General features: G+C 68.3%; 20 protein-coding genes. 6 read left to right on the top strand and 14 right to left on the bottom strand.

Going from position 1 to position 23,407, the window contains the following annotated elements:
• Positions 1–61 precede the first annotated feature (61 nt).
• Positions 62–988, top strand: coding sequence for a homoserine kinase (locus AB4059_RS15190; protein ID WP_498980034.1), 927 nt, complete (start codon positions 62–64; stop codon positions 986–988).
• Here AB4059_RS15190 and AB4059_RS15185 read toward each other — a convergent pair.
• From AB4059_RS15185 to AB4059_RS15175, 3 genes are all read right to left on the bottom strand, one after another.
• Positions 985–1,491 (bottom strand): JAB domain-containing protein, encoded by a 507-nt coding sequence (locus tag AB4059_RS15185; protein ID WP_498980033.1) that lies wholly within the window; start codon positions 1,489–1,491, stop codon positions 985–987. The genes AB4059_RS15190 and AB4059_RS15185 overlap by 4 nt on opposite strands.
• Before the next feature lie 148 nt (positions 1,492–1,639).
• The gene (locus AB4059_RS15180; RefSeq protein WP_498980032.1) at positions 1,640–4,699 is read right to left on the bottom strand and encodes an efflux RND transporter permease subunit; all 3,060 of its coding nucleotides are present in this window, start codon (positions 4,697–4,699) and stop codon (positions 1,640–1,642) included.
• A 1-nt stretch (position 4,700) separates the two neighbouring features.
• On the bottom strand, positions 4,701–5,858 hold the full coding sequence (locus tag AB4059_RS15175; protein WP_498980030.1) for an efflux RND transporter periplasmic adaptor subunit: 1,158 nt from the start codon (positions 5,856–5,858) through the stop codon (positions 4,701–4,703).
• A gap of 88 nt (positions 5,859–5,946) precedes the next feature.
• Here AB4059_RS15175 and AB4059_RS15170 point away from each other — a divergent pair, with 88 nt between their 5' ends.
• The 3 genes from AB4059_RS15170 to AB4059_RS15160 all read left to right on the top strand — a co-directional run bounded on the left by AB4059_RS15170 (position 5,947) and on the right by AB4059_RS15160 (position 8,851).
• Positions 5,947–6,630: a TetR/AcrR family transcriptional regulator gene (locus AB4059_RS15170; protein ID WP_498980028.1), complete on the top strand. Its 684-nt coding sequence runs from the start codon at positions 5,947–5,949 to the stop codon at positions 6,628–6,630.
• Positions 6,631–6,755: 125 nt separating this feature from the next.
• A complete protein-coding gene (locus tag AB4059_RS15165) occupies positions 6,756–7,412 on the top strand; it encodes a protein-L-isoaspartate O-methyltransferase family protein (protein ID WP_498980027.1) in 657 nt (218 codons plus the stop codon).
• 38 nt (positions 7,413–7,450) lie between these two features.
• A complete protein-coding gene (locus tag AB4059_RS15160; RefSeq protein WP_498980025.1) occupies positions 7,451–8,851 on the top strand; it encodes a TolC family outer membrane protein in 1,401 nt (466 codons plus the stop codon).
• A gap of 54 nt (positions 8,852–8,905) precedes the next feature.
• On the opposite strand, the gene waaA is transcribed toward AB4059_RS15160, so the two are convergent.
• A complete protein-coding gene (waaA, locus tag AB4059_RS15155; protein ID WP_498980023.1) occupies positions 8,906–10,216 on the bottom strand; it encodes a lipid IV(A) 3-deoxy-D-manno-octulosonic acid transferase in 1,311 nt (436 codons plus the stop codon).
• 454 nt (positions 10,217–10,670) lie between these two features.
• Between waaA and lpxL the strand changes: the two genes are divergently transcribed.
• A complete protein-coding gene (gene lpxL, locus AB4059_RS15150) occupies positions 10,671–11,579 on the top strand; it encodes an LpxL/LpxP family Kdo(2)-lipid IV(A) lauroyl/palmitoleoyl acyltransferase (protein WP_498980022.1) in 909 nt (302 codons plus the stop codon).
• Here lpxL and AB4059_RS15145 read toward each other — a convergent pair.
• From AB4059_RS15145 to AB4059_RS15115, 7 genes are read right to left on the bottom strand one after another with little or no spacing between them, the layout of a single operon-like run.
• Positions 11,570–12,325 carry a glycosyltransferase family 2 protein gene (locus AB4059_RS15145; protein WP_498980068.1) on the bottom strand — a complete coding sequence of 252 codons (756 nt, stop codon included), beginning with the start codon at positions 12,323–12,325 and terminating at the stop codon, positions 11,570–11,572. The two genes, lpxL and AB4059_RS15145, sit on opposite strands and share 10 nt — an antisense overlap.
• Positions 12,326–12,327: 2 nt before the next feature.
• Positions 12,328–13,668 carry an O-antigen ligase family protein gene (locus AB4059_RS15140; RefSeq protein ID WP_498980021.1) on the bottom strand — a complete coding sequence of 447 codons (1,341 nt, stop codon included), beginning with the start codon at positions 13,666–13,668 and terminating at the stop codon, positions 12,328–12,330.
• Positions 13,646–14,764, bottom strand: coding sequence for a glycosyltransferase (locus AB4059_RS15135; protein ID WP_498980020.1), 1,119 nt, complete (start codon positions 14,762–14,764; stop codon positions 13,646–13,648). Before AB4059_RS15135 ends, AB4059_RS15140 begins: the two co-directional genes overlap by 23 nt.
• Before the next feature lie 13 nt (positions 14,765–14,777).
• Positions 14,778–14,993 carry a zinc-finger domain-containing protein gene (locus AB4059_RS15130; protein ID WP_498980018.1) on the bottom strand — a complete coding sequence of 72 codons (216 nt, stop codon included), beginning with the start codon at positions 14,991–14,993 and terminating at the stop codon, positions 14,778–14,780.
• Between the two features lie 59 nt (positions 14,994–15,052).
• Positions 15,053–15,763, bottom strand: coding sequence for a pirin family protein (locus AB4059_RS15125; RefSeq protein WP_498980016.1), 711 nt, complete (start codon positions 15,761–15,763; stop codon positions 15,053–15,055).
• A complete protein-coding gene (locus AB4059_RS15120) occupies positions 15,760–16,347 on the bottom strand; it encodes a YceI family protein (protein ID WP_498980014.1) in 588 nt (195 codons plus the stop codon). Before AB4059_RS15120 ends, AB4059_RS15125 begins: the two co-directional genes overlap by 4 nt.
• A 50-nt stretch (positions 16,348–16,397) precedes the next feature.
• Complete coding sequence (locus AB4059_RS15115; RefSeq protein ID WP_498980012.1) at positions 16,398–17,006, bottom strand: malonic semialdehyde reductase; 609 nt, start codon at positions 17,004–17,006, stop codon at positions 16,398–16,400.
• Positions 17,007–17,127: 121 nt separating this feature from the next.
• On the opposite strand from AB4059_RS15115, the gene AB4059_RS15110 reads away from it, so the two are divergent.
• Positions 17,128–18,096 (top strand): mitochondrial fission ELM1 family protein, encoded by a 969-nt coding sequence (locus AB4059_RS15110; RefSeq protein WP_498980010.1) that lies wholly within the window; start codon positions 17,128–17,130, stop codon positions 18,094–18,096.
• Here AB4059_RS15110 and glnE read toward each other — a convergent pair.
• From glnE to AB4059_RS15095, 3 genes are all read right to left on the bottom strand, one after another.
• Complete coding sequence (gene glnE, locus AB4059_RS15105) at positions 18,091–20,853, bottom strand: bifunctional [glutamate--ammonia ligase]-adenylyl-L-tyrosine phosphorylase/[glutamate--ammonia-ligase] adenylyltransferase (protein WP_498980009.1); 2,763 nt, start codon at positions 20,851–20,853, stop codon at positions 18,091–18,093. The genes AB4059_RS15110 and glnE overlap by 6 nt on opposite strands.
• Positions 20,854–21,010: 157 nt before the next feature.
• On the bottom strand, positions 21,011–22,567 hold the full coding sequence (locus tag AB4059_RS15100; RefSeq protein WP_498980008.1) for a flavin monoamine oxidase family protein: 1,557 nt from the start codon (positions 22,565–22,567) through the stop codon (positions 21,011–21,013).
• 34 nt (positions 22,568–22,601) lie between these two features.
• Positions 22,602–23,399: a TorF family putative porin gene (locus AB4059_RS15095; protein WP_498980006.1), complete on the bottom strand. Its 798-nt coding sequence runs from the start codon at positions 23,397–23,399 to the stop codon at positions 22,602–22,604.
• Between the last annotated feature and the right edge of the window lie 8 nt (positions 23,400–23,407).

Below are 23,407 nucleotides of genomic sequence, written 5' to 3'. Positions count from 1 at the left end.
CCGCGCCCCGCGGGGCCACCTTCGCGTCGATAATGGCCGCTTCCCGTCTTCACACGCCGACATGCGCGCCACTGTCACAGCTTCCGCTCCCGCCGGCGTCGGCAACATCGGCGTCGGGTTCGACCTGCTGGGCCACGCGATCGCGGGCCTGTCCGATCGCGCGACCGTGCGGCGCATCGAAGCGCGCGAGGTCCGCGTGGTAGCCGTGCGCGGCGCGGGCGATGTGTCGGCCATCCCCCTGGATACCGAGCGCAATACCGCCGGTCGCGGCGTACGAGCGCTGCACGAAGGCCTGGCGCTGCCGTTCGGCTTCGAAATCGAACTCGACAAGGGCATTCCGATCGGCGCGGGCCTCGGGGGCTCTGCAGCCTCGTGCGTGGCCGCACTCATCGCCGCGAATGCCTTGCTCGATGCACCGCTGACGCGCGAGGGCCTGTATCGCTTCGCGATGGAAGGCGAGTACGCCTCCAGCCGCAGCCACCAGGGCGACAACGTCGGACCGATGTTGATCGGCGGCATCGCACTGGCGACCGCGACGCGCCTGCTGCCCTTGCATGCGCCCGATTGGTTGCATGCCGTGGTCGTGCATCCCGACCAGGTGTTGGAGACCAAACGTTCGCGCGAAGTGCTGGTCGATCCCTTCCCGCTGTCGACCGTCGTGGCGCACGGCGCGCGCCTCGCGCAATTCCTACTGGGGCTGGAACGCGGCGATGTCGATCTGATTCGCGATGGCTTGCAGGACGTGCTCGTCGAGCCGCGTCGCGCGCCGCTCGTGCCCGGGTTTGCGCAGGTGAAGGGCGCCGCGATGGATCACGGCGCGCTGGGTTCGAGCCTGTCGGGCGCGGGGCCGAGCGTCTTTGCGTGGTTCGCGTCCGAAGGCGAAGCACGCGGCGCGGCCCCGGCGATGCAGGCGGCATTCGCCGACGCCGGATTCGCATCGCGCGCTTATGTCTCGCCTGTCGCGGGACCGCGGGCCGAAGTCCTCTAACGCAATCGTTCGCCTTCGAACCCGGTGCCTCGCCGCGACGCATCGAGCATCTCGCGCGTCATGCGATAGGTTTCGTTGCGCCAATTCGTCATGTAGAACTCGCCGCGCTCGAGCTGCAGCATCTGACCCACGTCCTGTTTCGAGAAATGCGGCGAACCGAAGGGGTGCGTGTGCGCCAACGCATGCAAGCTGAATCCCGTTTCGAGATAGGCCGCCATCAAGGAGGCGATGTCGACCGTGGCCACGTTCCGCCCGCCTTTGCCGGGGGTGAGATAGCCCCAACTGCCGTCTTCGTCGCGAACGATCACGGTGACATGTTCCGCGTGCCGATGCCGGTGGTAGCGCTCGCCGAAACAACGGGCCGCATCGGCCGGCGTGGCGAAGCCCGACAGCTCGACGCCGATGGCCTTCGGAACGCGCGTGCGCTTGGGATGGGAGGAATCCGGTGTCGCCTGCGAGGGATGGAAGCGCGGCGCGGCCAGATCGCAAGCCACGGAAGGCATCGAAGTCGCCAGGCACGCCACGGCCACCACCGCGGCGATGGCGGCACACCGGTGAATCCTTCGCATCGCTGCGCCCCTCCCTGATCAAAGGGAGGGGATTCAACGGGCCTGCCGCCTGCGTCGGCAGGTGCAATGTTCCCGCGTCGCGCTAGGAAACGGCCTCTTCGCGCTTCACCTTGAACCACGCCGCGTACAAGGCCGGCAGGAACAACAGCGTCAGCACCGTCGCCACGATCAAGCCGCCCATGATCGCCACCGCCATCGGCCCGAAGAAGGCCGAACGCGTGAGCGGGATCATCGCGAGCACCGCGGCGAGCGCCGTGAGCACGATGGGACGGAAGCGGCGCACCGTCGCTTCGATGATGGCGTGCCAGCGGTCGTTGCCGTGCGCGATGTCCTGTTCGATCTGGTCGACGAGGATCACCGAGTTGCGCATGATCATGCCGGCCAGCGCGATCGTGCCGAGCATCGCCACGAAGCCGAAGGGCACGCGGAAGACCAGCAGGAACAAGGTCACGCCGATCAGGCCCAGGGGCGCGGTGAGCATCACCATCGCCGTGCGCGAGAAGCTGCGCAACTGCACCATCAACAAGGTCACCACGACGAAGAGGAACAGCGGCAGGCCGGCGTTGATCGAGTTCTGCCCGCGCGCCGAATCCTCGACGGTGCCGCCGGTTTCGAGCAGATAGCCTTCCGGCAGGTCGGCGCGGATGCCCTCGAGCGTCGGCAGGATCTGCGCGACCACCGTCGGCGGCGTGAGCGTGTTGCGGATGTCCGCGCGTACGGTGACCGTCGGCAGGCGATTGCGATGCCAGATGATGCCGTCCTCGAAGACGTATTTCAGCGTCGCGATCTGCGCGAGCGGCACGACGGTGCCGTTCTGCGTCGGCACCGCGAGGCTGCCGAGCAGATCCAGGCGCGTGCGCTCATCGTCGGCGCCGCGCAGCAACATCTCGATCAGCTCGTTGCCTTCGCGATACGTGCTGACGTGCAGGCCGGACAAGGAACCGGAGAGGAACTTCGACAAGCCCGCCGTGCTCACGCCGAGCGCGCGCGCCCGCTCCTGGTCGATCTCCAGGCGCACGACCTTGCTGGGTTCGTCCCAATCCAGGTTGACGTTGGCGACATTCGGATTGGCGCGCACCTTCGCTTCGACCTGCGTTGCATAAGCGCGCACGCGATCGGTGTGCTCGCCCGACACGCGGAATTGCAGCGGGTATCCGACCGGCGGGCCGTTCTCCAGCCGCGTCACGCGCAACTGCAAGGCGGGGAATTGCGGCGCGACGTCCTCGATCAACCATTTGCGGACGTCTTCGCGCGCCTTGGAATCATGCGTGCGCACGACGAACTGCGAGAAATTCGCTGCAGGCAGCTGCTGGTCGAGCGGAAGATAGAAGCGCGGTGATCCGGTGCCGACGTACGCGACGTAATTGTCGACGCCCTCGCGCTTGCGCAGCAGCGCTTCCAGGCGCTTGGCCTGCGATTCGGTCGCCTTCAGCGACGAGCCTTCCGCCAGCTCCATGTCGACCATCAACTCCGGCCGCGTGGAATCGGGGAAGAATTGTTGCGGCACGAAACGGAACAGCAGGATCGACGCGACGAACGCCGCCGCCGTCATCGCGATGACGGTCTTGCGATGCTCCAGGCACCAGCCGAGCAGCCCGCGAAAGCGCTGGTAGAAGCGCGTGGCGTGCGGATCGTGCGCCTCCTGGTGCTTCCTGTGCAGGTCCGGCAACAGGCGGTCGCCGAGATAGGGAATGAACAACACCGCTGCGATCCACGACACGACCAACGCGATGGTCACGACCTGGAACAGCGAGCGCGTGTACTCGCCCGTGCTCGAGGCCGCGGTCGCGATCGGCAGGAAGCCCGCCGCCGTCACCAGCGTGCCGGTGAGCATCGGAAAGGCCGTGGTGTCCCAGGCGTAACTCGCCGCCTTCAGGCGCGAGAAGCCCTGCTCCATCTTGATGGCCATCATCTCCACCGCGATGATCGCGTCGTCCACGAGCAGGCCGAGTGCGAGTACCAACGCGCCGAGCGAAATCTTGTGCAGGCCGATGCCGAAGTAGTGCATCACCGCGAAGGTCATCGCGAGGACCAGCGGGATCGACACCGCGACGACCAGGCCCGTGCGGAAGCCCAGCGAAAAGAAGCTCACGACGAGCACGATCGCGACGGCCTCGGCGAGCACCTTCACGAATTCACCGACCGACTCGCTCACCGCGTGCGGCTGGTCGGACACCTTGCGCAGTTCCATGCCCGCGGGCAGCGAGCTTTGCAGGCGCGCGGTTTCGCGGTCCAGCGTCTTGCCCAGACGCAGGATGTCGCCGCCATCCTTCATCGCGACCGCGATGCCGATGGCGTCCTGGCCCATGAAGCGCATGCGCGGCGACGCCGGATCGGCGAACCCGCGTTCGATCGTCGCGATGTCGCCGACGCGGAACGTGCGATCGCCCACGTGCACCGGGAAATCGCGGATCTCGTCGACCGAACGCAGTGCGCCGGTCACGCGGATCTGGATGCGGTCGCTGCCGGTTTCGAAGAAGCCCGCGGGCACGACCGCATTCTGTTCGGACAGCGCTGTCTGCACGGCGCTGAGCGGAATGCCGAGCGTGGCGAGCTTCGTATTCGACAACTCGATCCAGATCTTCTCGTCCTGCAGGCCGACCAGTTCGACCTTGCCGACATCGGGGATGCGTTGCAGTTCGAGTTCGACGCGTTCGGCGTAATCCTTCATCACCGCGTAGTCGAAGCCTTCGCCGGTGAGTGCGTAGATGTTGCCGAAGGTATCGCCGAATTCGTCGTTGAAGAACGGGCCGACCGTGCCTTCGGGCAGGGTCAGCGCGATGTCGCCGACCTTCTTGCGCACCTGGTACCAAAGCTCCGGCACGTCCTTGGACGGCAGCGAGTCGCGCGCCATCATGATCACCTGCGACTCGCCGGGCCGCGAGTAAGCACGGATGAATTCGTACTTGCCCGTGGTCATCAGCGCTTTCTCGATGCGGTCGGTGACCTGCTGCGAGACTTCGTCGGCGGTCGCGCCCGGCCACACCGTGCGCACGACCATCGCTTTGAAGGTGAACGGCGGATCTTCCGATTGCCCCAGGCTGCGATAACTCATGAAGCCGAGCACCGCGAGCACGAGCATCGCGTAGACGATCAGCGTGCGGTTGCGCAGCGCCCATTCGGAGGCGTTGAAGGACGGCATGTCAGCGCGCCTTCGTTAGCGGGCGGTTCTGGCGGTCCACCGGCGCGACGACCTGGCCTTCGCGCAACAGGTGTCCGCCGGCGGCGACAACGCGGTCGCCCGCGTGCACGCCCGAGAGCACCGGCACCGATTCCGCGCCGAAGGGACCCACGCGCACGGGCACGCGCTTCAATGCATTCGTGCGCGGATCGACGACCCACACCGACATCTCGCCCTTGTCGCCACGCTGGAGCGCGGAAAGCGGCAAGCGCAGTGCGATCGTCGTGGCGGTGGGATTCGCGGCGGCGATGTAGACGCGCGCGCTCTGGCCGAGTTCGACGGCCTTCGAAGCGTTCGGATCCAGCGCGATGCGCGTGGCGTAAGTGCGCGCCTGTCGATCGGCGGCCGCGCTGATTTCGCGGATGCGGCCGGGCAGGCGTTCGCCGGGTTGGCTCCACAATTCCACGAGCACCGGTTGGCCCACGGCGAATTCGCGGATGCGCGATTCGGGCAGCGAGATGGCGACTTCGCGGCCGGTCTCGCCGGCGAGCGTGTAGATCGCCTGGCCCGACGTGACGGTCTGGCCCGCTTCGGCTTCGCGCGTGGCGATCACGCCGTCGCGCGGCGCGCGCAGTTGTGTGTAAGCCGATTGGTTGCGCGCGACATCGCGTTGCGCGCGCGCCGCACGCGCGTTGCCCGCGGCGGCGGCATAGGCGGCGTTCTGTGCATCGAGCGTGGAGCGGCTCACGAGTTGTTCGTCGGCCAGTCGCTGGTAACGTTGCTTGTCCGATGCGGCGCGCGCCAATTCGCCTTCGGCGGCGGTCACCTGCGCCTGCGCTGCTTCGGCCTGTGCACGCAGGTCGTTCGGATCCAGTTCGGCGAGCACGTCGCCGCGACGCACGCGATCGCCCGCATCCACCAAGCGGCGCACGATCTGCCCACCCACGCGGAAGGACAGCGGGCTTTCTTCGCGCGCACGCACTTCGCCTGCGAAGGCGAGCGGTTCGGCATCCGGGCCCTGGCCCGGCGTCACCACGAGCACGGGGCGCGGGGTTTCGACCGCAGCCTCATCCTTGCCGCAGGCCGCCACTGCGACGGCGATGCATGCGGCCGTCACGAAGGAACGAAAAAATGGGCGATCGGTGGAGGGATGCCGGTGCATCCTGTGCTGCATGGCCATGCGGATCTCGTCGGGGGCGCTTATTGAACTGGCCGGTAGACTATAAATAGCGAACCCAACAGTCCAGTATTTCGTTATAGTAACGAGCATGTCGCAGCGATCGAAAGCCAAATCCGCGGATGCCGCAGGCCCCCTTCCGCCCGAGAAGCGGCAGGCCGGTCCCGGTCGCCCCAAGGACCTCGGCAAGCGGGCCGCGATCCTCGAAGCCGCCAAGCGGCTGTTCGTCGCGCAAGGCTTCGCCGGCGTGAGCATGGACCAGATCGCGGCCGACGCAGGCGTCTCCAAGCTCACGGTCTACAGCCACTTCGGCGACAAGGACGCGTTGTTCGCGGCCGCGGTGCAGGCGCATTTCGAACAGCAACTGCCGGAATCGCTGTTCGCCGCGGCCGATGCCGCGCCGCTGCACGAGGGCCTGATGCAGATCGCGCGCGCCTTCTTCGCGATGATCATGGATCCCGACGCATTGGCCGGGCATCGGATCATGTGCACGCCGCAGGTGGTCGAGACCGGGATGACGCAGCAAGCGTGGGCCGTGGGCCCGCAGCGCGCGATCGACCGCGTGGCCGATGTCCTGCAGCACCACGTGGAGAGCGGGGAGCTGGAGATCGCCGACATTCCCGGCGCGGCCTCCCGATTCCTCTGCCTGGCCAAGGGCGACCTGCACCAGAAAGTGATCTTCGGATGCGGCCCCATGCCGGAGGCGCGGGAGGTCAAAGCCCAGCTGGAAGGCGCCGTGGACATGTTCCTGCGGGCCTACGCCACCCGGAAATGACGGCCGGGTGGGCCCCGCATGACCAAGGACCCGCTGACTTCCGGCACTGAGTTGGAGTGTGCTACCACAGCGATGCTGTGCCTGCCGGGCGTAAAATGCCCGGCTTTCTTTGCGAGACGAACGAGATGACGATGGACTACGCCAAGGCCCGCGAACTGATGGTCGAACAACAGGTTCGCCCGTGGGACGTGCTCGACGCGCGCGTGCTGGATGCGCTCGTGTCGATTCCGCGCGATGCGTTCGTTTCCCAGGACAATCGCGGGCTGTCCTACGCCGACGTGGCGCTCCCGCTGGGCCACGGCGAATTCATGATGAAGCCCGTCGTCGAGGGCCGCGTGCTGCAGTCCATCGCCGTGCAGGAAGGCGAGGACGTGCTCGAGATCGGCACCGGCAGCGGGTTCCTCACCGCGTGCCTGGCCCGCCTGGCGCGCGAGGTGCACAGCATCGAGGTGCACGCCGACCTCGCCGACGCCGCGCGCGGCCGCCTGGATGCCCTGGGCCTGGGCGCGAACGTGCGCATCGACGCCGCCGACGCCTTCGCCTTCGACACCGAACGCCGCTTCGACGCCATCGTCGTGACCGGCGCCGTCGACACCCTGCCCGCCCGCTTTCTTCAGTGGCTGCGCCCGGAGGGCCGCCTGTTCGCGGTCCGCGGCGCTTCGCCGGCGATGGAAGCGGTGGTGGCGCGCAACGGCGTCAACGGTCCGCGTATCGAATCGTTGTTCGAAACCGACCTGCCTTATCTCGTCGGCGCCGCACCCGCGCCGCGCTTCGATTTTTGACCTCCCCCCATTTGTCATTTGATCCGGAAGGAACCCGCATGAGCCGTCGTCCCCTCGTCATGGCCCTCGCCTTTGCCTTGTTGCCCTGCGCCGTGCATGCCGAAGACCTGCTGCAGACCTACGAGCTGGCACGCGCCGGCGATCCGCAGTTCTCGGCCGCCGAGTCCAACCGCCTCGTCGTCAAGGAAGGCCGCGTGCAGGCGCGCGCGTTGCTGCTGCCGCAACTCAATGGCCAGGCCAGCTACTCCAAGGCGAACGAAGACGCCAGCGGCCAGCAGGTCTTCGCCGGCACGCCCCTGGGCAACAACGATTCCACCAGCGACTCCACCACCCGCCGCTACGGCGTCACCCTGGACCAGATGGTGTTCGACGGCGCCCGCATCTCGCGCCTGCGCAGCGCCAATGCGTTGAGCGAAGCGAGCGACTTCAACCTGGAATCGGCGAGCGACCAGCTGATCACGCGCACGTCGGCCGCCTACTTCAACGTGCTGGTGCAGCTGGAAAACCTGGCCGCCGCCGAGTCGTCGGAAACCGCGCTGAAGAAGCAGTTCGACTTCGCGAGCAAGCGCCTGGAAGTCGGCCTGGCGCCGATCACCGACGTGCACGAAGCGCGCGCGCAGTACGACACCGCGCGCGCCAACACCATCACCGCACAGAACCAGGTCGCCGATGCCTACCAGGCGCTGGCCGAAATCACCGGTCGCCCCGTGGCCAACCTCAAGGGCCTGCCGGAAGACTTCCAGCCGCAACTGCCCGAACACGCCGACGAAGACGCGTGGGTGAAGACCGCCTTCGAAAACAACCCGGCCCTGCGCGCGAAGGAACTGCAGGTCAAGTCGGCCGAGCAGGATGTGTCCACCGCGCGCGCCGGCCACCTGCCGACGCTGTACTTCGGCGGCGACTACGGCAACACGCACACCGACGGCGACACGACCAACAACCTCAACGGCGCGGAAACCGCGTTCGACAACGAGAGCCGCGCGCGCTCCTTCGGCCTGACGCTCAACGTGCCGATCTTCGCCGGCGGCGCCACGCAGTCGGGCGTGCGCGAAGCACTCGCCACGCGCGACATCCGCCAGGACGAACTCGAACAGGACAAGCGCTCGCTGGAGCGCGCCACGCGCAACGCCTACCAGGTGGTCGTCGCGGGCGTGAGCGAAGTCGAAGCACGCCGCCTCGCGGTCGTCTCGGCGAAGGCCGCGTACGAAGCCTCGCAGGTCGGCCTGGAAGTCGGCACGCGCACCGTGCTCGACGTGCTGGTCAACCAGCGCAACCTGTTCCAGGCGCAGCAGGCCTTCGCGCTGGCGCGTTACAACTTCCTGCAGAGCGTGCTGAACCTCGAACAGGCCGCGGGCACGCTGGATGTCGAGGACGTGCAGCGCGTCAACCGCTTCCTGACGGTGAATGTCTCGGCCGCGGTGCAGCAGCCGACGCAGTAAGCGATTCGCGCGTTGCGATCCAACGAAGCCCGCCGCAAGGCGGGCTTCGTCGTTTCAGCGCGCGCCGCCCGGCAACACCGGCGCGATCATCGCAAGGCTGCGCGCGAGCGCGCCGCGCCCTTCGTGCACCAGCTGCAGGCCGGCGTCGATCATCTGTTTGCGCGCCGCGTCGTCGGAAAGCAGCGCATCCAGATCGGCGAACACGCCGTCGACGTCCTGCGCGATGCGCACCGCGTGCGCTTGCGCCAGGCGCCGCGCGATGTCGGCGAAGTTGTGCAGGTGCGGCCCGGTCACGATCGCCGTGCCGACCGCCGCCGGCTCCAGCAGGTTGTGTCCGCCGATCGGTTGCAGGCTGCCGCCCACGAACGCGACCTGCGCGCACGCATAGAACGCCATCAATTCGCCGAGTGTATCGACGACGAAGACATCGTCCCCGGCCCCCGGCCACCGCGTGAGGCGGCGCGTGGCCACGTTCCATCCGGCCGCGTGCGCGTGGTCGACCGCGGCGCGGAACCGTTCGGGATGCCGTGGCGCCCACAGCAGCAACAGGCCCGGGTGCTTTTCGCGCAGGCGACCGTGCAGGGCGATGACATCGTCTTCCTCACCCTCATGCGTGCTGGCGGCGATCCACGCCAGGCGATGGCCCGCATGCGCGTGGAATTGCGCGAGGAATTCGTCGAGCCCTTCGGGCGCCTGCGTATCGAATTTCAGATTGCCCAGATCGACGACCTGCTCGGGCTTCGCACCCAACTCGACGAAGCGCCGCGCATCGTCCGCCGATTGCGCACCGACGCGACGCACCGTGCGCAGCGCGCGGCCGACGATCGGCGCAAGCACCCGATAGCCCTTCAGCGAACGCGCCGACAGCCGCGCGTTGAGGATGTAAGTCGGCACGCCATGGTCGCGTGCACCGAACAACAGGTTCGGCCACAGTTCGGTTTCGAGGATCAGGCCGGCGCGCGGCCGGAAGTGTTCGAAGAATCGCCGCACCGCGCCCGGGATGTCGTAAGGCAGATAGACGTGCTGCACCGATTCCCCCCACAGCGCGCGCACGCGCGCAGATCCGGTCGGGGTGATCGTCGTGACCAGCAGCGGCAGGTGCGGATGCAGTTTGCGCAGGGCGTTGACGACCGGCGCGGCGGCGTTCACTTCGCCAACGGAAACGGCGTGGACCCAGAGCGTATCGCGCGGCGCGTCGTCGTCCTGCAGCCCGCGGTAGGCGGCGTAGCGTTCGTTCCAGCGACGGAAATAGGCGCGTTGGCGGAAGCCGCGCCAGATCAGGTGGTAGGCGGTGACCGGCAACAGCACGTACAGCGCGACCGAATACAGGCCGCGCAGCACGCGCTCGATGGGGTCCTTCCGCATCGTTGCAGCATACGGGGGAGGTCGTGTCGGCGGAAGGTGCGGCGCGCGACTTCGGGCTGACGCCTCGACTGAGGTGGCTGCTCCTTCGGTGCGAAAGTGCAAAGGCTTTACTTTCAGGTCGCCGCGAAGGCGCCTTGCCCGAGAGAGGACATCGCGCTGGCGAGGACATGCACCCACGTATGCCGCGATGTCCTCGACGGGCAAGGCGCCGCCCGTCGGGTGTGCTGGCTGTAGGCGCGCGCCAACCAACCAGCAACGGGCCCACTCAAACAAAGGTGTCGCGCCACCCGAAGCATGGTGCGCAGTGGCACGTCGCGTTGAAGGCCACATTGCGGAGCGTGCGCTCTTGCGGAGCAATGTGGCCTTCAATGCGGCGCGCCGCGGCGCCCCTCTGGTGGCCCCGCCCCCAACCACCACGACACTGTTCCCGCGCACCCACCCTTAGAATCCCCGAATGACGCAAGCCACCGACCGCCCCCCCCTCGGCCCCAGACACTGGCCAACCTGGATCGGCATTGGCGCAATGGCCGCATTCGCACGCCTGCCATGGCCGCTGCAACGCGCCCTCGGACGCGCAATCGGCGCCTTGTTGCGCATGGCGATGCCCGCGCGACGCCGCATCGCCGAACGCAACCTCGAACTGTGTTTCCCCGAACACAGCGCCGAAGCACGCGAAGCACTCCTGCGCGAACACTTCACCTCCCTCGGCATCGGCCTGTTCGAATTCGCGCGCGCCTGGTGGGGATCGGTCGACCCGATGCGCAAGGGCCTGGTCGTCGAAGGCCTCGAACACGTGCAGGCCGCGCGCGCCGGCGGACGCGGCGTCATCGTCGTCTCCGGCCACTTCACCACGCTGGAAATCTGCGGACGCCTGATGTGCGACCACGTTCCACTCGCGGGCATGTATCGCCCGCACGCCGAGCCGGCGATGGAATGGGCGGTCAAGCACGGCCGCCTGCGCTACGCGGCCGCGATGTTCACCAAACTCGAACTGCGGCCCGCGGTGAAACACCTCAAGCAGGGCGGCTTCCTCTGGTACGCACCCGACCAGGACCCGAGCCGCGGCGACACCGTCTTCGTCCCGTTCTTCGACCAGCCTGCGAACAGCCTGTCGTCGACGCACCAACTCGCGCGCCTGTCCGGCGCGGCCGTCGTCGCGTTCCAGCACATGCGCCGCGCCGATGGTGGCTACACACTGCGCATCGTGCCGGGGCTGGAGGGCATTCCGTCGAAAGACGCGACTGCCGATACCGCGCAAGTCATGGCCGCGATCGAAGCGATGGCGCGCGCAGCGCCCGACCAGTATCTGTGGATCCATCGCCGCTTCAAGCGGCAACCCGACGGCACTTCGCCCTACGCGTGATCCTTGCGGCGCTGCGTTTCCAGCACCTTGGCGTATTTCAGGAAGGTGTAGAACCCCTGCGTACGCGCGGCGAAATAACCGGCCCAGCCATCGAGGAAATAGCGCTTGCCGATGTAGAGCTTGAGGAAAGCGAGCGTGGGCTGGAACAGGATCCGCGCGCCGAGCCCGCGGATCCCGCGGCGATGTTTGTGCACGACCATGCCGCTGGAATAACGGTTTACCTTGTCGACGCGATCGGCCAGGCGCGGTTCGCCGTAATGCCGGAACGGTGCGCGCAGGTCGCGTCGCACGCCGTCGACGACGGGCGCGGCATGCACGGGCACGTCGTTCATGCGCCCGCGCGATTTGCGGAACAGGCGCAGCTGCCAGTTCGCGCGCGTCCCCAGATGCGCCCACTTCCAGAACAACCACTCCTGCCGCGGCAGGCGGTAACCGTCGGCGCGCGGCGCATGCAATTCGCGTTCGATCTGATCCTGCCCGGCCTGCGTGAGGTGTTCGTCGGCGTCGAGCAGCAGGATCCAGTCGTGCCGCGCCATGTCGATCGCGCGCTGCTTCTGCGGGCCGTAGCCTGCGAAGGGATGTTCGGCGATGCGCGCGCCGTGGCGCTTCGCGATTTCGATCGTCGCATCCGTCGAACCCGAATCCAGCACGATGCGCTCGTCGCAGAAGGCGAGGCTGTCCAGGCACGCATCGAGCGTGGCGGCGTTGTTGAACGTGGTGACCACGCCGGAGATCGGCGCGCGCATGCTCACGCGCGGTCTTCCACGCTGCTCTCGACCGCTTCCGCGTCGCGCGCCAGCAGGCTGCCTGCGTAGAGCGCGGCGAGCATCAGCACCAGCCCGCCCCAGAAGGTCGAATACGAGGCCAGGTGCGTGTTGAACGGGAACAGCGTGACCACCAGCGCGAGCATCGCCGGCCGCGCGTGTTCCCGCGCGATCGGATCGGCGTAACGCCACGCACGCCAACCCAGCGCGAGGCCCGCAAGCCACATCACCAAGCCGAAGGTGCCGGTTTCGCTCGCCACTTCGAGGATCCATTGGTGCGCGTGCAAGGCCGGGCCTTCGCCCCAGGCCGCGAGGCTGCCCTTGCCCGGATCGCATTCGGCGAACGCATCGCGGAACCCGCGCGCACCCACGCCGTTGAACCAATGCGCGCGATACATGCACGTGGCCGCCGACCAGATGCGCGTGCGGCCGGACAGCGCGGTGTCGACGTTGGCTTCGTTCGTCGAGGCCAGTTGCGTGGTGCGTTCGATGCGTTGCGCGACCTGCGGCACGAACGTGCCGAGCACGACGAGCGTGATCGCACCGACGGCGAACACGACCAGCAGGCGCTTGAACCCCAGCACGCGCCAGCCCGACCACAGCAGCACCAGCGCGTAGACGATCCACGCCGCGCGCGCGCCGGCGAGCAGCACCACCGTGCCGATCGCGAGCGCCGCCACGCACCAGCCGACGACGCCGAAACGCTTGGCCGCGTAATACAGGCCGAACGGCGAAAGGCTCGCGAGCATCGGCCCGAACTTCAGGTTGCAAGGCCCGAGGATGCCGCTGAGGCGGTCGAGCGTCTGCTCGGCCTCGCTGCTGCACATGCCATGTCCGCTGATCGCGTGCTTGATCGAATCGATCGCGAAGAACAAGGGGCTGGTGCCGAAGACGGCCTGCAGCAGTGCATCCAGCGTCCAGATGCCGACGATGATCGCCAGCCCGCCGAAGGTGATGCGCCGGCCGCGCGCGTCGGCCACCGCGGCCGCGACGAGCCACAGGAACGGCAGGTACCGCAGGTCGACGGCCGCCTCGCGGAACGCGCGCGCCGGATCCACCGCATCGATGGCCGACACCGCTTCGGGCAGCCAGTAGGCGAAGAACAACACGCTGGTGAGCGCCCACGCGGGCGCGCTCAGCAGCTGCGCGCCGCCACGGAAACGGACGAGGAGCAGCTTGAAGATCGCCGCGAGCGCGCCGAGGACGAGCACGCCTTCGGCATAGCCGGGCGCGGGCCACAACGCGACGAAGGCCAGCACCCAGGCCGGAGCCCAGCGCCAGCCCACGGGCGTTTGCGCAATGTCAGTGCCGTTCGAGTTCCGCATAGACCGCGAGCGTCGCCTCCTGCATCGCACGCAAGGTATGGGGCATCGTAACCGGACGCGGCGGCGATGCGTCGAGCAGCGCGTTCGCCGTGCGCTCGAGCAGGGTCCCGTCGAAGGGCGGCACGGCCCCGCGGGGATCGAAGCGATGCAGCAACTCGCCGACGCCGCCGTGGTCCCAGCCGACCACGCTGCGCCCGGTCACGATGGCTTCCAGCACGGTGCGGCCGAAGGCCTCGGGCCTGCGCGAGAGTTGCAGGACCAGGTCGCTCGCCGCGTAGGCATCGGCGATGGCGTTGGTCGGCGGGGTGAAGGCGACGAAGTCGGTGATGCCCAGTTGCGCGGCCAGCGCGTGCAATTCGCCGAGATAACGGGCGCGGTCGTCCTCGCGGCTGCCGGGCGACCACAGGCGTGCGTCGCGCCCGCCCGCACGCAGCGCCGCCAGCAAGGTCAACGCATCCGAATGGCCCTTCAGGCGCGTGCCGCGGCCAGGCAACAACAGCAACGGACCGTCGCCACCGAGGGCGGGATGCAAGGTGGCCGCGCGACGGCGCGCATCGCGATCGGGCCAGGGACGATGCGGGAAAGCGGCGACGTCGACGCCGCGCAGGATCACGCGCAACTTGTCCGGATTGGTGCGCGGGTAATGCAGCATCACGAAATCGCGCACCGTCTGCGACACGCAGATCACGCGTTCGCCGCTGGTCATGATCGCGCTGTAACGCGAGGGCGAATTCAATCCGTGCACGCTGGTCACCCAACGCGGTGCGTCGGCGCCCATGCCGCGGATCGCGCGCCAGCCGATCCACGCCGGCAAACGCGAGCGTGCATGCACCAGATCGACGCGTTCGCGTTCGAACAAGCGCCGCAAGGTCGGCACGTGGCGCAAGGTGAGCGGCGACTTGCGCCCGATGTCGAGGGTGACGTGTTCGGCGCCGATCGCGGTCAGCCGCGGCACCAGGCGTCCGCCGGCGGAAACGACGATCGCGCGATGGCCTGCGCGCACGAGCGCGTCGGCGATTTCCAGGGTGGAACGTTCGACGCCGCCCGCATCCAGTGCAGGAAGCAATTGGACGATCGTCCGGCGTGTGCCAGGCATCGCCCAGCGATCTTCAGTCGACCAGCACGAAATGCGCGCCGCAATACGGGCACTGGCTTTCCCCGCCGTCTGCCTCGATCGGCAGGTAGACGCGCGGGTGCGAATTCCACAGCGCCATCTCGGGCAGCGGGCAGCTCAGCGGCAGGTCGGCGCGACGCACGTCGTAGCGCATCTTCGCGTTGGCCGGGGCACCGGCGACGGACGGATGGGAGTGCGGATGTTCGGCCATGGCGCGCGGACTTCGGTGGGAATGGTGCGGGCCGGGAGTCTAGCAGCCGGCCCGTTAGCTTATGCGGGCAGGTCGAAGAACAGCACGTCGGCCGGGTCGCTGCCGCGGCCTTCCAGCCGATGCGTGCCGCTTTCCTGCGCGAACCCCAGCGCATCGCCGGCCGTCAGGTTGCGGCCGTTGAAGGCGATATCGCCGGTGGCGACGTGCAGCCAGTATTTGCGCGCCGGATCGAGCACGACCTCGACCGATTGCCCCGCCGTCAGGCGCACCGCGCGCAGCCACGCTTGCTGGCGCAACGGCAATCCGCCGTCGGCGCCTTCGGGTGCGGCGAGCGTCTGCCAGCGCCCTTCGCGCGCGGCCGGATCGAATGCACGCTGCTCGTAGGCCGGTTGCGCATTGAGCCGATCGGGCTGGATCCAGATCTGCAGGAAATGCACCGGCGCATCCTTCGCGCCGTTGAACTCGCTGTGCTCCACGCCGTGCCCGGCACTCATCCATTGCACTTCGCCGGGGCGCAGCACGCCTTCGCCGCCGGTGTTGTCTTTGTGCGCGAGCGCACCGGACAACACGACGCTCAGGATTTCCATGTTCGCGTGCCGGTGCGGCGGAAACCCGCCGCCCGGCGCCACGATGTCTTCGTTGATCACGCGCAGCGGCCCGAACCCCATCCACTGCGGGTCGTGATAGTGGCCGAAGGAGAAGGTATGGCGGCTGTGCAACCAACCGGCCGACACTTCGCCGCGCGCCGCCGCGGGCCGCTCGATGATCATTTCTTCGCGTCCTCGGGCTGCGGCACGGTGGCCTCGGTGGTGATGCGCAACTGGATCTCGTCGCTGACGTTCGGAATGAACTTGGCCACGCCGAATTCGCTGCGCTTGATCGTGGCGGTCGCGCCGAACCCGACCTTCGCCTCGCCGTTGCGGCCCTGGCCGGCCTTGTTGAGCGTGACGTCGAGCACGACCGGCCTGGTGACGTCGCGGATGGTCAGATCGCCGGTGACCTTGAGCTTGTCGCCCGCGCCCTTCTCCACCTTCGTGCTCTTGAACGTGGCGGTGGGCCACTTCGCGGCGTCGAAGAAGTCGGCGCTCTGGATGTGCTTGGTCAGGTCGGGCACCAGCGCATCCAGGCCCGACAGCGGCAGCGTGACATTCACGCTGGAGGCTTCCACCTTGTCCGCGTCGTACACGAGCGTGCCGTCGACGTTGCCGAAATTCGCGATCGGGTTGGAGTAACCGAAGTGGTTCCAGCTCGCGATGACCTGCGTGTGGTTCGGGTCGAGCTTGTAGGTGGCCGGCGCGGCCTGCGCCAGGCCGGTGGCCAACAACAGGGACGCGAAAAGCAACTTGGAGCGCATCGTGCGATTCCTTTGCATGGGGGTGGAATGACAGGTACGGATCGGGCGGCTCAATCGATGCGGCAGGCCTCGTCGAAATTCAGGCGCGGCGAGCGCGGGAAGATCGACGCCGGGTCGCCCTTGCCGAGGTTGACGAGGAAATTCGAGCGCCACGTGGTGCCCGGGAAGAACGCCGCATCGACCTTCGCGTTGTCGAAGCCCGACATCGGCCCGCAATCCAGGCCGATCGCGCGCGCGGCCAGCAACAGATACGCACCCTGCAGGCTGCCGTTGCGCAAGGCGATCGTGCGCAGGTCGGCCTCGGGTTTGGTGTCGAACCAGCCGCGTGCATCGGTATGCGGGAACAACACCGGGACCTTTTCGTAGAACGCCATGTCGTAGGCGACGATCGCCGTGCACGGGGCGGCCATCGTCTTCTTGTAATTGCCTTCGTCGAGCGCAGGGCCGAGCTTGGCCTTCGCCTCGGGCGAACGCACGAACACGTAGCGGGCCGGACAGCTGTTGGAGGTGGTCGGGCCCCACTTCAGCAGGTCGTAGAGCCTGTGCAGCGTCGCATCGTCGATCTGCCCAGTGAACCGGTTGTAGGTACGGGCCTGGCGGAACAACTGGTCGAGCGATGCGTCGGGCAGCGTCGGCTTGAAGGCGTTCTGATCTTGCATCGCGGGAGCGGTCCGTGCCATGGCGCGCAGTTCGCGCCGAGACACGCAGTGTAGAGTGTCGCGCGTCAAGCGGCCCAGACATGGCCGCAACGCACCCATCCGACCGATGGAACACGCCTGGATGCCGCAACCCCCTGTCGCTTGCTGGACGCTCACCGACGGCCGCGCGGGCAACGTGCGGCAGGCGCGCGCGCTGGCGGCCGCGATGGGCTTCGCCGATGCGCGGGACGTCGCACTGCGGCCGCGCGCACCGTGGCGCTGGGGTGCGCCGCGGGCCCTGCCCGGCAGCGACCACGCCTTCACGGGCTTCGCCCCGCTGCTCGATGCGCCGCCGTCGATCGCGATCGGCTGCGGCCGCCAGGCGGCACTCGCCACGCGCCGCTTGCGCGAACGCGGTGCGCGCACGGTGCAGATCCTCGACCCGCGCCTGCCGCCGGCCTTGTGGGACCTGGTCGTCGCGCCCGAACACGATGCGCTGACGGGCGACAACGTCGTCACGCTCGTCGGCAGCCTGCACCCCGTCGATGATCTGTGGCTGGCGCAGGCACGCAGCGACTATTCGATCCTCTCGCCGCTCGCTTCGCCGCGCACGGCCCTGTTGCTCGGTGGGCCGAGCGACCACGCGACCTACGACACCGCCGCGCTGTCGCGCGACCTGCAACGCCTGGCCGCGCGCTTGCGTGCGGAAGGCGGCAGCCTGCTGGCCACCACCTCGCGACGCACGCCGCCGGACTGGGCTGCGGCGCTGCGTGCGCAATGCGGCGACATTCCCGGCCTGCGCTGGTTCGCGCCTTCCACCACCGGCGGCGACGACAGCGACAACCCTTACCCCGGTTTGCTCGCGTGGGCCGACCGCATCGTATGCACGGGCGATTCGGTGAACATGCTCAGCGAGGCCTGCGCGACGCGTGCACCGGTGTTCGTCCTCGGCGGCGAGACGGTGCGCGGGCGCCTCCAGGCGTTCCATTCGGCGCTCGATCGCCTGGGACGCGTGCGGCCCTTCGACGACACGCTCGCGCCCTACGACGTCGAACCCTTGCGCGAAACCGCGCGCGTGGCCGCGGAAGTGCGCACGCGCCTGGGCCTATAACGGCAGTCCGCAACGCGCAGTCGCCTCGCCGATCACCACGCGCGCCTGCGCGATCGCATCGGTTTCCGCCATGATCCGCGGCCGCCGATCCAGCGTGCAGCGCAAGCCCGCTTCCAGCAACGCCGCGTGCGCCGCAATCAACGCATCGCAACGCGCGCCGTCCATCCATGCGTCTTCGCAGGCAACGCGCAACAGGCCGGGTGTATCGCGTGGCACCAGCCACCGCGCATCGTCGTCCGCGCGATCCAGCACGCGCCATTGCAACAGGAATTCCAGGTCGACCAAACCGCCCTGCCCTTGCTTGAGGTCGAACCGCGCCGCGTCGCTGCGATCGAGTTCGGCGCGCATGCGTTGGCGCATTTGCACGACTTCGTCGCGCAGGGTCGTCGCATCGCGCGGACGCGCCAGGGTCTGCGCGCGCACCTGCTCGAAATCGGACAGCAGCGAGGCATCGCCTGCGACGCCGCGCGCACGCACGAGCGCCTGGTGTTCCCACGTCCATGCGCGCTCGCGCTGGTAGTCGGCATAACTGGCCAAGCTCGAAACCAGCAATCCCTTCGCACCATCGGGGCGCAAACGCACATCCACTTCGTAGAGCCGACCCGCGCCGGTGACCGTGCCGAGCAGCGCGACGACCTTCTGCGCGAGCCGCGCGAACCAGCGCGATGCATCCAGCGCACGCGCGCCATCGGAGTGCGCATCCGACGGCGCGTCGTACAGGAACACCAGGTCGAGGTCGGAACCGAAGCCCAGTTCCTCGCCGCCGAGGCTGCCGTAACCGAGCACGGCGAAACGCGCGCCGGGCACGCGCCCATGCGCCTGTTCGACTTCGCGCCTGGCCAGCTCCAACACGACAACGACCACGGCATCGGCGAGCCACGCGAGTTGGCGTGCGCTGTCCTGCGCGGACTGGCGCGCATCGAGCGTCGCCATCGCGATGCGGAAACTCAGCGCCTGGCGCACTTCGTTCAGCGCCATCAGCGCCGCTTCGGTGTCTTCCTCGCGCAAAGCCTGGTTGCAGGCCTCGGCGAGTGCGTCGCGATCGGGCAAGGTCTCCGCGCTGCGGCGATCCAGGAGCTCGTCGAGCAGCAGCGGATGCGCGGCGATGCGTTCGGCCAGCAATGCGCTGCCGGAAACGACATCGACCAACCGCGCGAGCGCCGCCGGTTGTTCGTCGAGCAAGGCCAGGTAACTCGCGCGGCGCAGCAAGGTGTGCAGCAGCGGCAGCACGCGGCGCAAGGCCGCATCGGGTTGCGAGGACCGTGCGGTGGATGCGAGCAGCGCGGGCAGCACGCGATCCAGCCGCGCGCGCGTGGCGTCGGACAGCGTGCGCACGCCCGGGGCGCGCGCGAAATCGCGCAGGCTGCCATCGAGGGTTTCGGTATCGCGGAAGCCGGCGTCGATCAGCGCCTGTGCGTCGCCGGCATCGGGCAACGCGCGCCAGTAGGTCGCCAGTTCGCTCGGGGCCACCGCGCGTCCACGCGGCGCAAGCAAGGCTTCGAATTCGTTGGCCACGCGCGCGCGATGCACGTCGAGTGCAGTACGCAACGCCGTCCAATCCTCGAACCCCAAGCCGCGCGCGATGCGCTGCCGGTCGAGTTCGTTCGATGGCAGCGCATGCGTCTGCGCATCGCGCAGCATCTGCAACCGGTTTTCCAGCCGGCGGTGGAAACGATACGCGGCGGCGAGCGCATCGCCGGTTTCGGGGGCGACCTGTCCGGCCTGCACGAGTGCTTCGAGCGCCGGCAACAAGCGCCGCTCGCGCAACACCGGCTCGCGCCCGCCGCGGATCAACTGCAGCGCCTGCACCAGGAATTCGATTTCGCGAATGCCGCCGGGGCCGCGCTTGATGTCGTCGGCCAATTCCTTGCGCGCGACTTCCGCGGCGATCGCCGCCTTCATTTCGCGCAGGCCGTCGAGCGCGCCGTAATCCAGGTAACGCCGATAGACGAAGGGCCGCAGCGTTTCCAGGAAGCGCAGGCCCGCGCCGATGTCGCCCGCCACCGGCCGCGCCTTCTGCCAGGCATAGCGTTCCCAGTCGCGGCCTTCGCGCTGGAAGTACTGCTCCATCGCCGCGAAGGGCAAGGCCACGCGCCCGGCATTACCGAAGGGACGCAGGCGCAGGTCGACGCGATGCGAAAACCCGTCGGCGGTGGTTTCGTCGAGCAGCTTGGCGAGCTGTTGTCCCAGGCGCGCGAAGTGGTCTTCGGCCGCGAGCGCGCGCGCGCCGTCGCTCTGCCCATCCTTCTCGTAGGCGTAGACCAGGTCGACGTCGGAGGAGAAGTTCAGTTCGCCGCCGCCGAGTTTCCCCAAGCCGAAGACGACCAGCCTTTGCACGCTGCCATCGGCCGCGCGCACGTGCCCGAAGCGTTCGGCGAATTCGCCTTCCAACGCCTCGAGCGCGGATTGCAGGCAGGTTTCGGCCAGGCGCGTGGTGCCGGCGAGCGTCGCATCGACGTCATCCAGCCCCGCGACATCCCGCCAGATCAACCGCGTGGACTCGGCCGTGCGGTGGCGGCGCAGCATCGCGGGCCATTGACTGCGCACCTCACGCGCGAGCACGAGCGGTGGCGTGGGCGCGTTCGATGCGAGTGCGTCGACGAGCGCGGGCTGCTTCAGCAAGGTTTCGATCGCGAAATCGCTCGCGCGCGCGAGTGCGAACAGGTTCGCTTCGATCTCGGGCGCCCAGGGCGTGGGCACGGTGGCGCGCAGGCGTTCGAGTTGGCGCGCGGCGTATGCGTCGGCGGGGTCCGTCATCGCTCCATGATCGCATCGCAAAAGAAAAAGCCCGCCCCGGACGAACCGGTTGCGGGCCTGCTCCCTCCCCCACGTCGGGATGCGTGGCGAGAGTGAAGGAATCGTTAGGTGGTTTGCACGCTGCACTGCAAAAAAGGACTCGCGAGTACAGAAAGTCCTAGGCCGCGACCAGCGCCAGGACCGCTTCGGCGGCGATTTGCCCGGACTCGCAGCCGCCTTCCATGAAGCCCTGGGTCTCCAGCGCACAGTGCTCGCCGGCGAAGAACAGGGGGCCGATGGGCTCGCCCATCACGCCGCGCAGGGCCGACCAGTCGTTGGGGCGGAAGCAGGCGTAACTGCCGAGCGTCCAGGGATGGGTGGGCCAATGGAAGCGCGCCTCGCGCGGATTCGTGCGCGCGGCGGCCAGCCCGGGCCACACCCGATCCAACGCCGCCGTCGCCGCATCGGCCTGCACGCGCGGCGTGCCCTGGCCCAATTCCACCCCATGCCGGCCACCGGTGAAGTTGGTCAGTACACCCGCCGGGCCGATCTGCTTGCGCGTGGTGTCCCACGTGGTCTGGTAGGGCAGGTCCGACATCGACGCGCCGTTCGCACCGTGCGTGCGCCAGGGCCGGCGGTCGTAGCCGATCATCAACTTGGCGTTCGTGCCGTAGGCCAGGTGGTCGATGGCGTTGCGCTTGCGTTTGGGCAGCGGGAAATCGATGCGCACGTTGCGCAACAGCGTGAAGGGCAAAGCGAGGATCACCTGGCCGGCGCGCACGTCGATGCTCGCGCCATCGCGGCGGAAGGTCAGGCGCACGCCGTCGCCGTCGGCGCGCACGGCCTCGAGCACGTGGTCGGTTTCGATCGAATCGCCCATGCGCGCAGCGAGGATGCGCGGGATCTGGTCGTTGCCGCCGCGCACGTGGAAACGTTCGTCGCTCTGCCCGAAGACCTTGAACGCGTCCGCGTCCTGCGTGCCGATGAAGGTCAGGAAATTCAGTGCGCTTTGCTGGTCGATCTCCAGGCCCATCTCCGTGGTGTAGGCCACGTCGATCAGCTTGCGCAGCCAGCCGGAAACGCCGTGTTTGTCGAGCCATTGCGCGATCGACAACGCATCGAGCGCGCGGAAGGCCGGGTTGCCATCGCGGTAATCCAGCGCGCCCTCGCCGAGGGTGGCGAGATCGGCGTTGATCGCGGGCACGAGCGGGACGAAGGCGCGCACGATCTCCGCCTCGTCGATGCGGCGCCCGTCGAACCACCAGGTATCGGCGTCCGTTTCCTCCTTAAGCAGGTCGTCGAGCACGAGGCCCATCTGTTCGGCGAGTTTGCGGATGCGGACGTGCCCGGTGTCGATCAGTTCGCCGCCCAGTTCGATGACCTGCCCGTTCGGGAAATGGTTGCGCAGGCTGAGCATGCGACCGCCGACGCGCGATTGCGCTTCGTAGATGCGCGAGGAGACGCCGGCTTCGCGCAGGCGCCATGCGGCGCTCAGGCCCGCGATGCCCGCGCCGACGATGACGACGTCGGCCGTGCGCGGTTTGTGCGCGACCGGCGCGCACGCGGTAAGCGCGAGGCCCGCGGCCGCGCCCTGCAGCAGGCGGCGACGCGTCGCATCCACGCGCAGTTCGATCCCGCGTCCGTGGAATTCATCCAGCGGCATGTCCACGTTCGCGGCGTTGCGCGCGATCCGCGCGGCGCGTTGCAGCAGGGCGAACAACGGCGTGCGTGCCATGGCGAGCCTTCGAAGTGGGCCTCGGTGCGGGAGACTACCAGCGATGCACGCAGCCCAGCACCCAGCCCGCGCGATCGCGCGGATCGTAGGGCGCGGCGTACCCCGCGGCATCGTTCCCGTCGACCTGTTGCCAGGTCAATTGCACATCGCACACGCGCGTGGTGAGCGCGAACCCGGTGCGGACATCGACGTGCGTGCGGTCCTCGTGCATCGTCGGGGCCGGTGCGTAGGCGGCGTGCTGTGCGTGGTAACTCCCGCTCGGATACGACGGCGGCACATAGGTCGGCTCGTTCGAATCGCCGCTGGAATCGCCACTGCGCGCGATGCCCGCGTGCCAGAGCCAGCGCAAGCGTTCGCCCAGCGGCAGGCTGCCGTCGGCTTCGAAATACACGTTCGACACCTTGCCGAAATAATCGGGCGCGTAATGCAGGCGGAGCGCGACGTGGCGCAGCGCAAGCCCGACATGCGCTTCGGCGTAATCGGCCTGCGCGTCCGCGGTGAAGTGCGCGTAGCGCAGGCCGACATCCCAACTGCGGCCCTGCGCGTCGCGTCGCGCGTAGCCCAGGTAGGGAATGGCCTGCACGCCAGAATCGCCGGCGTAGTGCGTGGTCGATGCGAACAGGCCCGCGTAGGCGCCGCTGGCCCAATCGCGCGACAGGCTCGCCTGCAGCGCGGGATCGCCGTCGCTCAGGGAATAACCGCGATAGCGATAGTCGGAGAGGACGCCAACGCTGCCCGACACCTGCGCATGCGCCGAGAACGCGCAGCCCACCGCCCATGCGGCGAAGACGCATCGCAGTCGTCGGGTCTTCCGTTCCCTGGCGTCGCGCACCACCTTCC

This window comes from Lysobacter sp. 2RAF19 (assembly GCF_052115395.1).
GTDB lineage: Bacteria > Pseudomonadota > Gammaproteobacteria > Xanthomonadales > Xanthomonadaceae > Noviluteimonas.
Note: the sequence above shows the minus strand (reverse complement) of the source record. Positions and strands in the feature narration are given on the sequence as shown.

Coding starts and splice junctions, on each gene's coding strand:
- AB4059_RS15190 (WP_498980034.1), top strand. CDS start 62: ATGCGCGCCACTGTCACAGCTTCCGCTCCCGCCGGCGTCGGCAACATC.
- AB4059_RS15185 (WP_498980033.1), bottom strand. CDS start 1,491: ATGCCTTCCGTGGCTTGCGATCTGGCCGCGCCGCGCTTCCATCCCTCG.
- AB4059_RS15180 (WP_498980032.1), bottom strand. CDS start 4,699: ATGCCGTCCTTCAACGCCTCCGAATGGGCGCTGCGCAACCGCACGCTG.
- AB4059_RS15175 (WP_498980030.1), bottom strand. CDS start 5,858: ATGGCCATGCAGCACAGGATGCACCGGCATCCCTCCACCGATCGCCCA.
- AB4059_RS15170 (WP_498980028.1), top strand. CDS start 5,947: ATGTCGCAGCGATCGAAAGCCAAATCCGCGGATGCCGCAGGCCCCCTT.
- AB4059_RS15165 (WP_498980027.1), top strand. CDS start 6,756: ATGACGATGGACTACGCCAAGGCCCGCGAACTGATGGTCGAACAACAG.
- AB4059_RS15160 (WP_498980025.1), top strand. CDS start 7,451: ATGAGCCGTCGTCCCCTCGTCATGGCCCTCGCCTTTGCCTTGTTGCCC.
- waaA (WP_498980023.1), bottom strand. CDS start 10,216: ATGCGGAAGGACCCCATCGAGCGCGTGCTGCGCGGCCTGTATTCGGTC.
- lpxL (WP_498980022.1), top strand. CDS start 10,671: ATGACGCAAGCCACCGACCGCCCCCCCCTCGGCCCCAGACACTGGCCA.
- AB4059_RS15145 (WP_498980068.1), bottom strand. CDS start 12,325: ATGCGCGCGCCGATCTCCGGCGTGGTCACCACGTTCAACAACGCCGCC.
- AB4059_RS15140 (WP_498980021.1), bottom strand. CDS start 13,668: ATGCGGAACTCGAACGGCACTGACATTGCGCAAACGCCCGTGGGCTGG.
- AB4059_RS15135 (WP_498980020.1), bottom strand. CDS start 14,764: ATGCCTGGCACACGCCGGACGATCGTCCAATTGCTTCCTGCACTGGAT.
- AB4059_RS15130 (WP_498980018.1), bottom strand. CDS start 14,993: ATGGCCGAACATCCGCACTCCCATCCGTCCGTCGCCGGTGCCCCGGCC.
- AB4059_RS15125 (WP_498980016.1), bottom strand. CDS start 15,763: ATGATCATCGAGCGGCCCGCGGCGGCGCGCGGCGAAGTGTCGGCCGGT.
- AB4059_RS15120 (WP_498980014.1), bottom strand. CDS start 16,347: ATGCGCTCCAAGTTGCTTTTCGCGTCCCTGTTGTTGGCCACCGGCCTG.
- AB4059_RS15115 (WP_498980012.1), bottom strand. CDS start 17,006: ATGCAAGATCAGAACGCCTTCAAGCCGACGCTGCCCGACGCATCGCTC.
- AB4059_RS15110 (WP_498980010.1), top strand. CDS start 17,128: ATGCCGCAACCCCCTGTCGCTTGCTGGACGCTCACCGACGGCCGCGCG.
- glnE (WP_498980009.1), bottom strand. CDS start 20,853: ATGACGGACCCCGCCGACGCATACGCCGCGCGCCAACTCGAACGCCTG.
- AB4059_RS15100 (WP_498980008.1), bottom strand. CDS start 22,567: ATGGCACGCACGCCGTTGTTCGCCCTGCTGCAACGCGCCGCGCGGATC.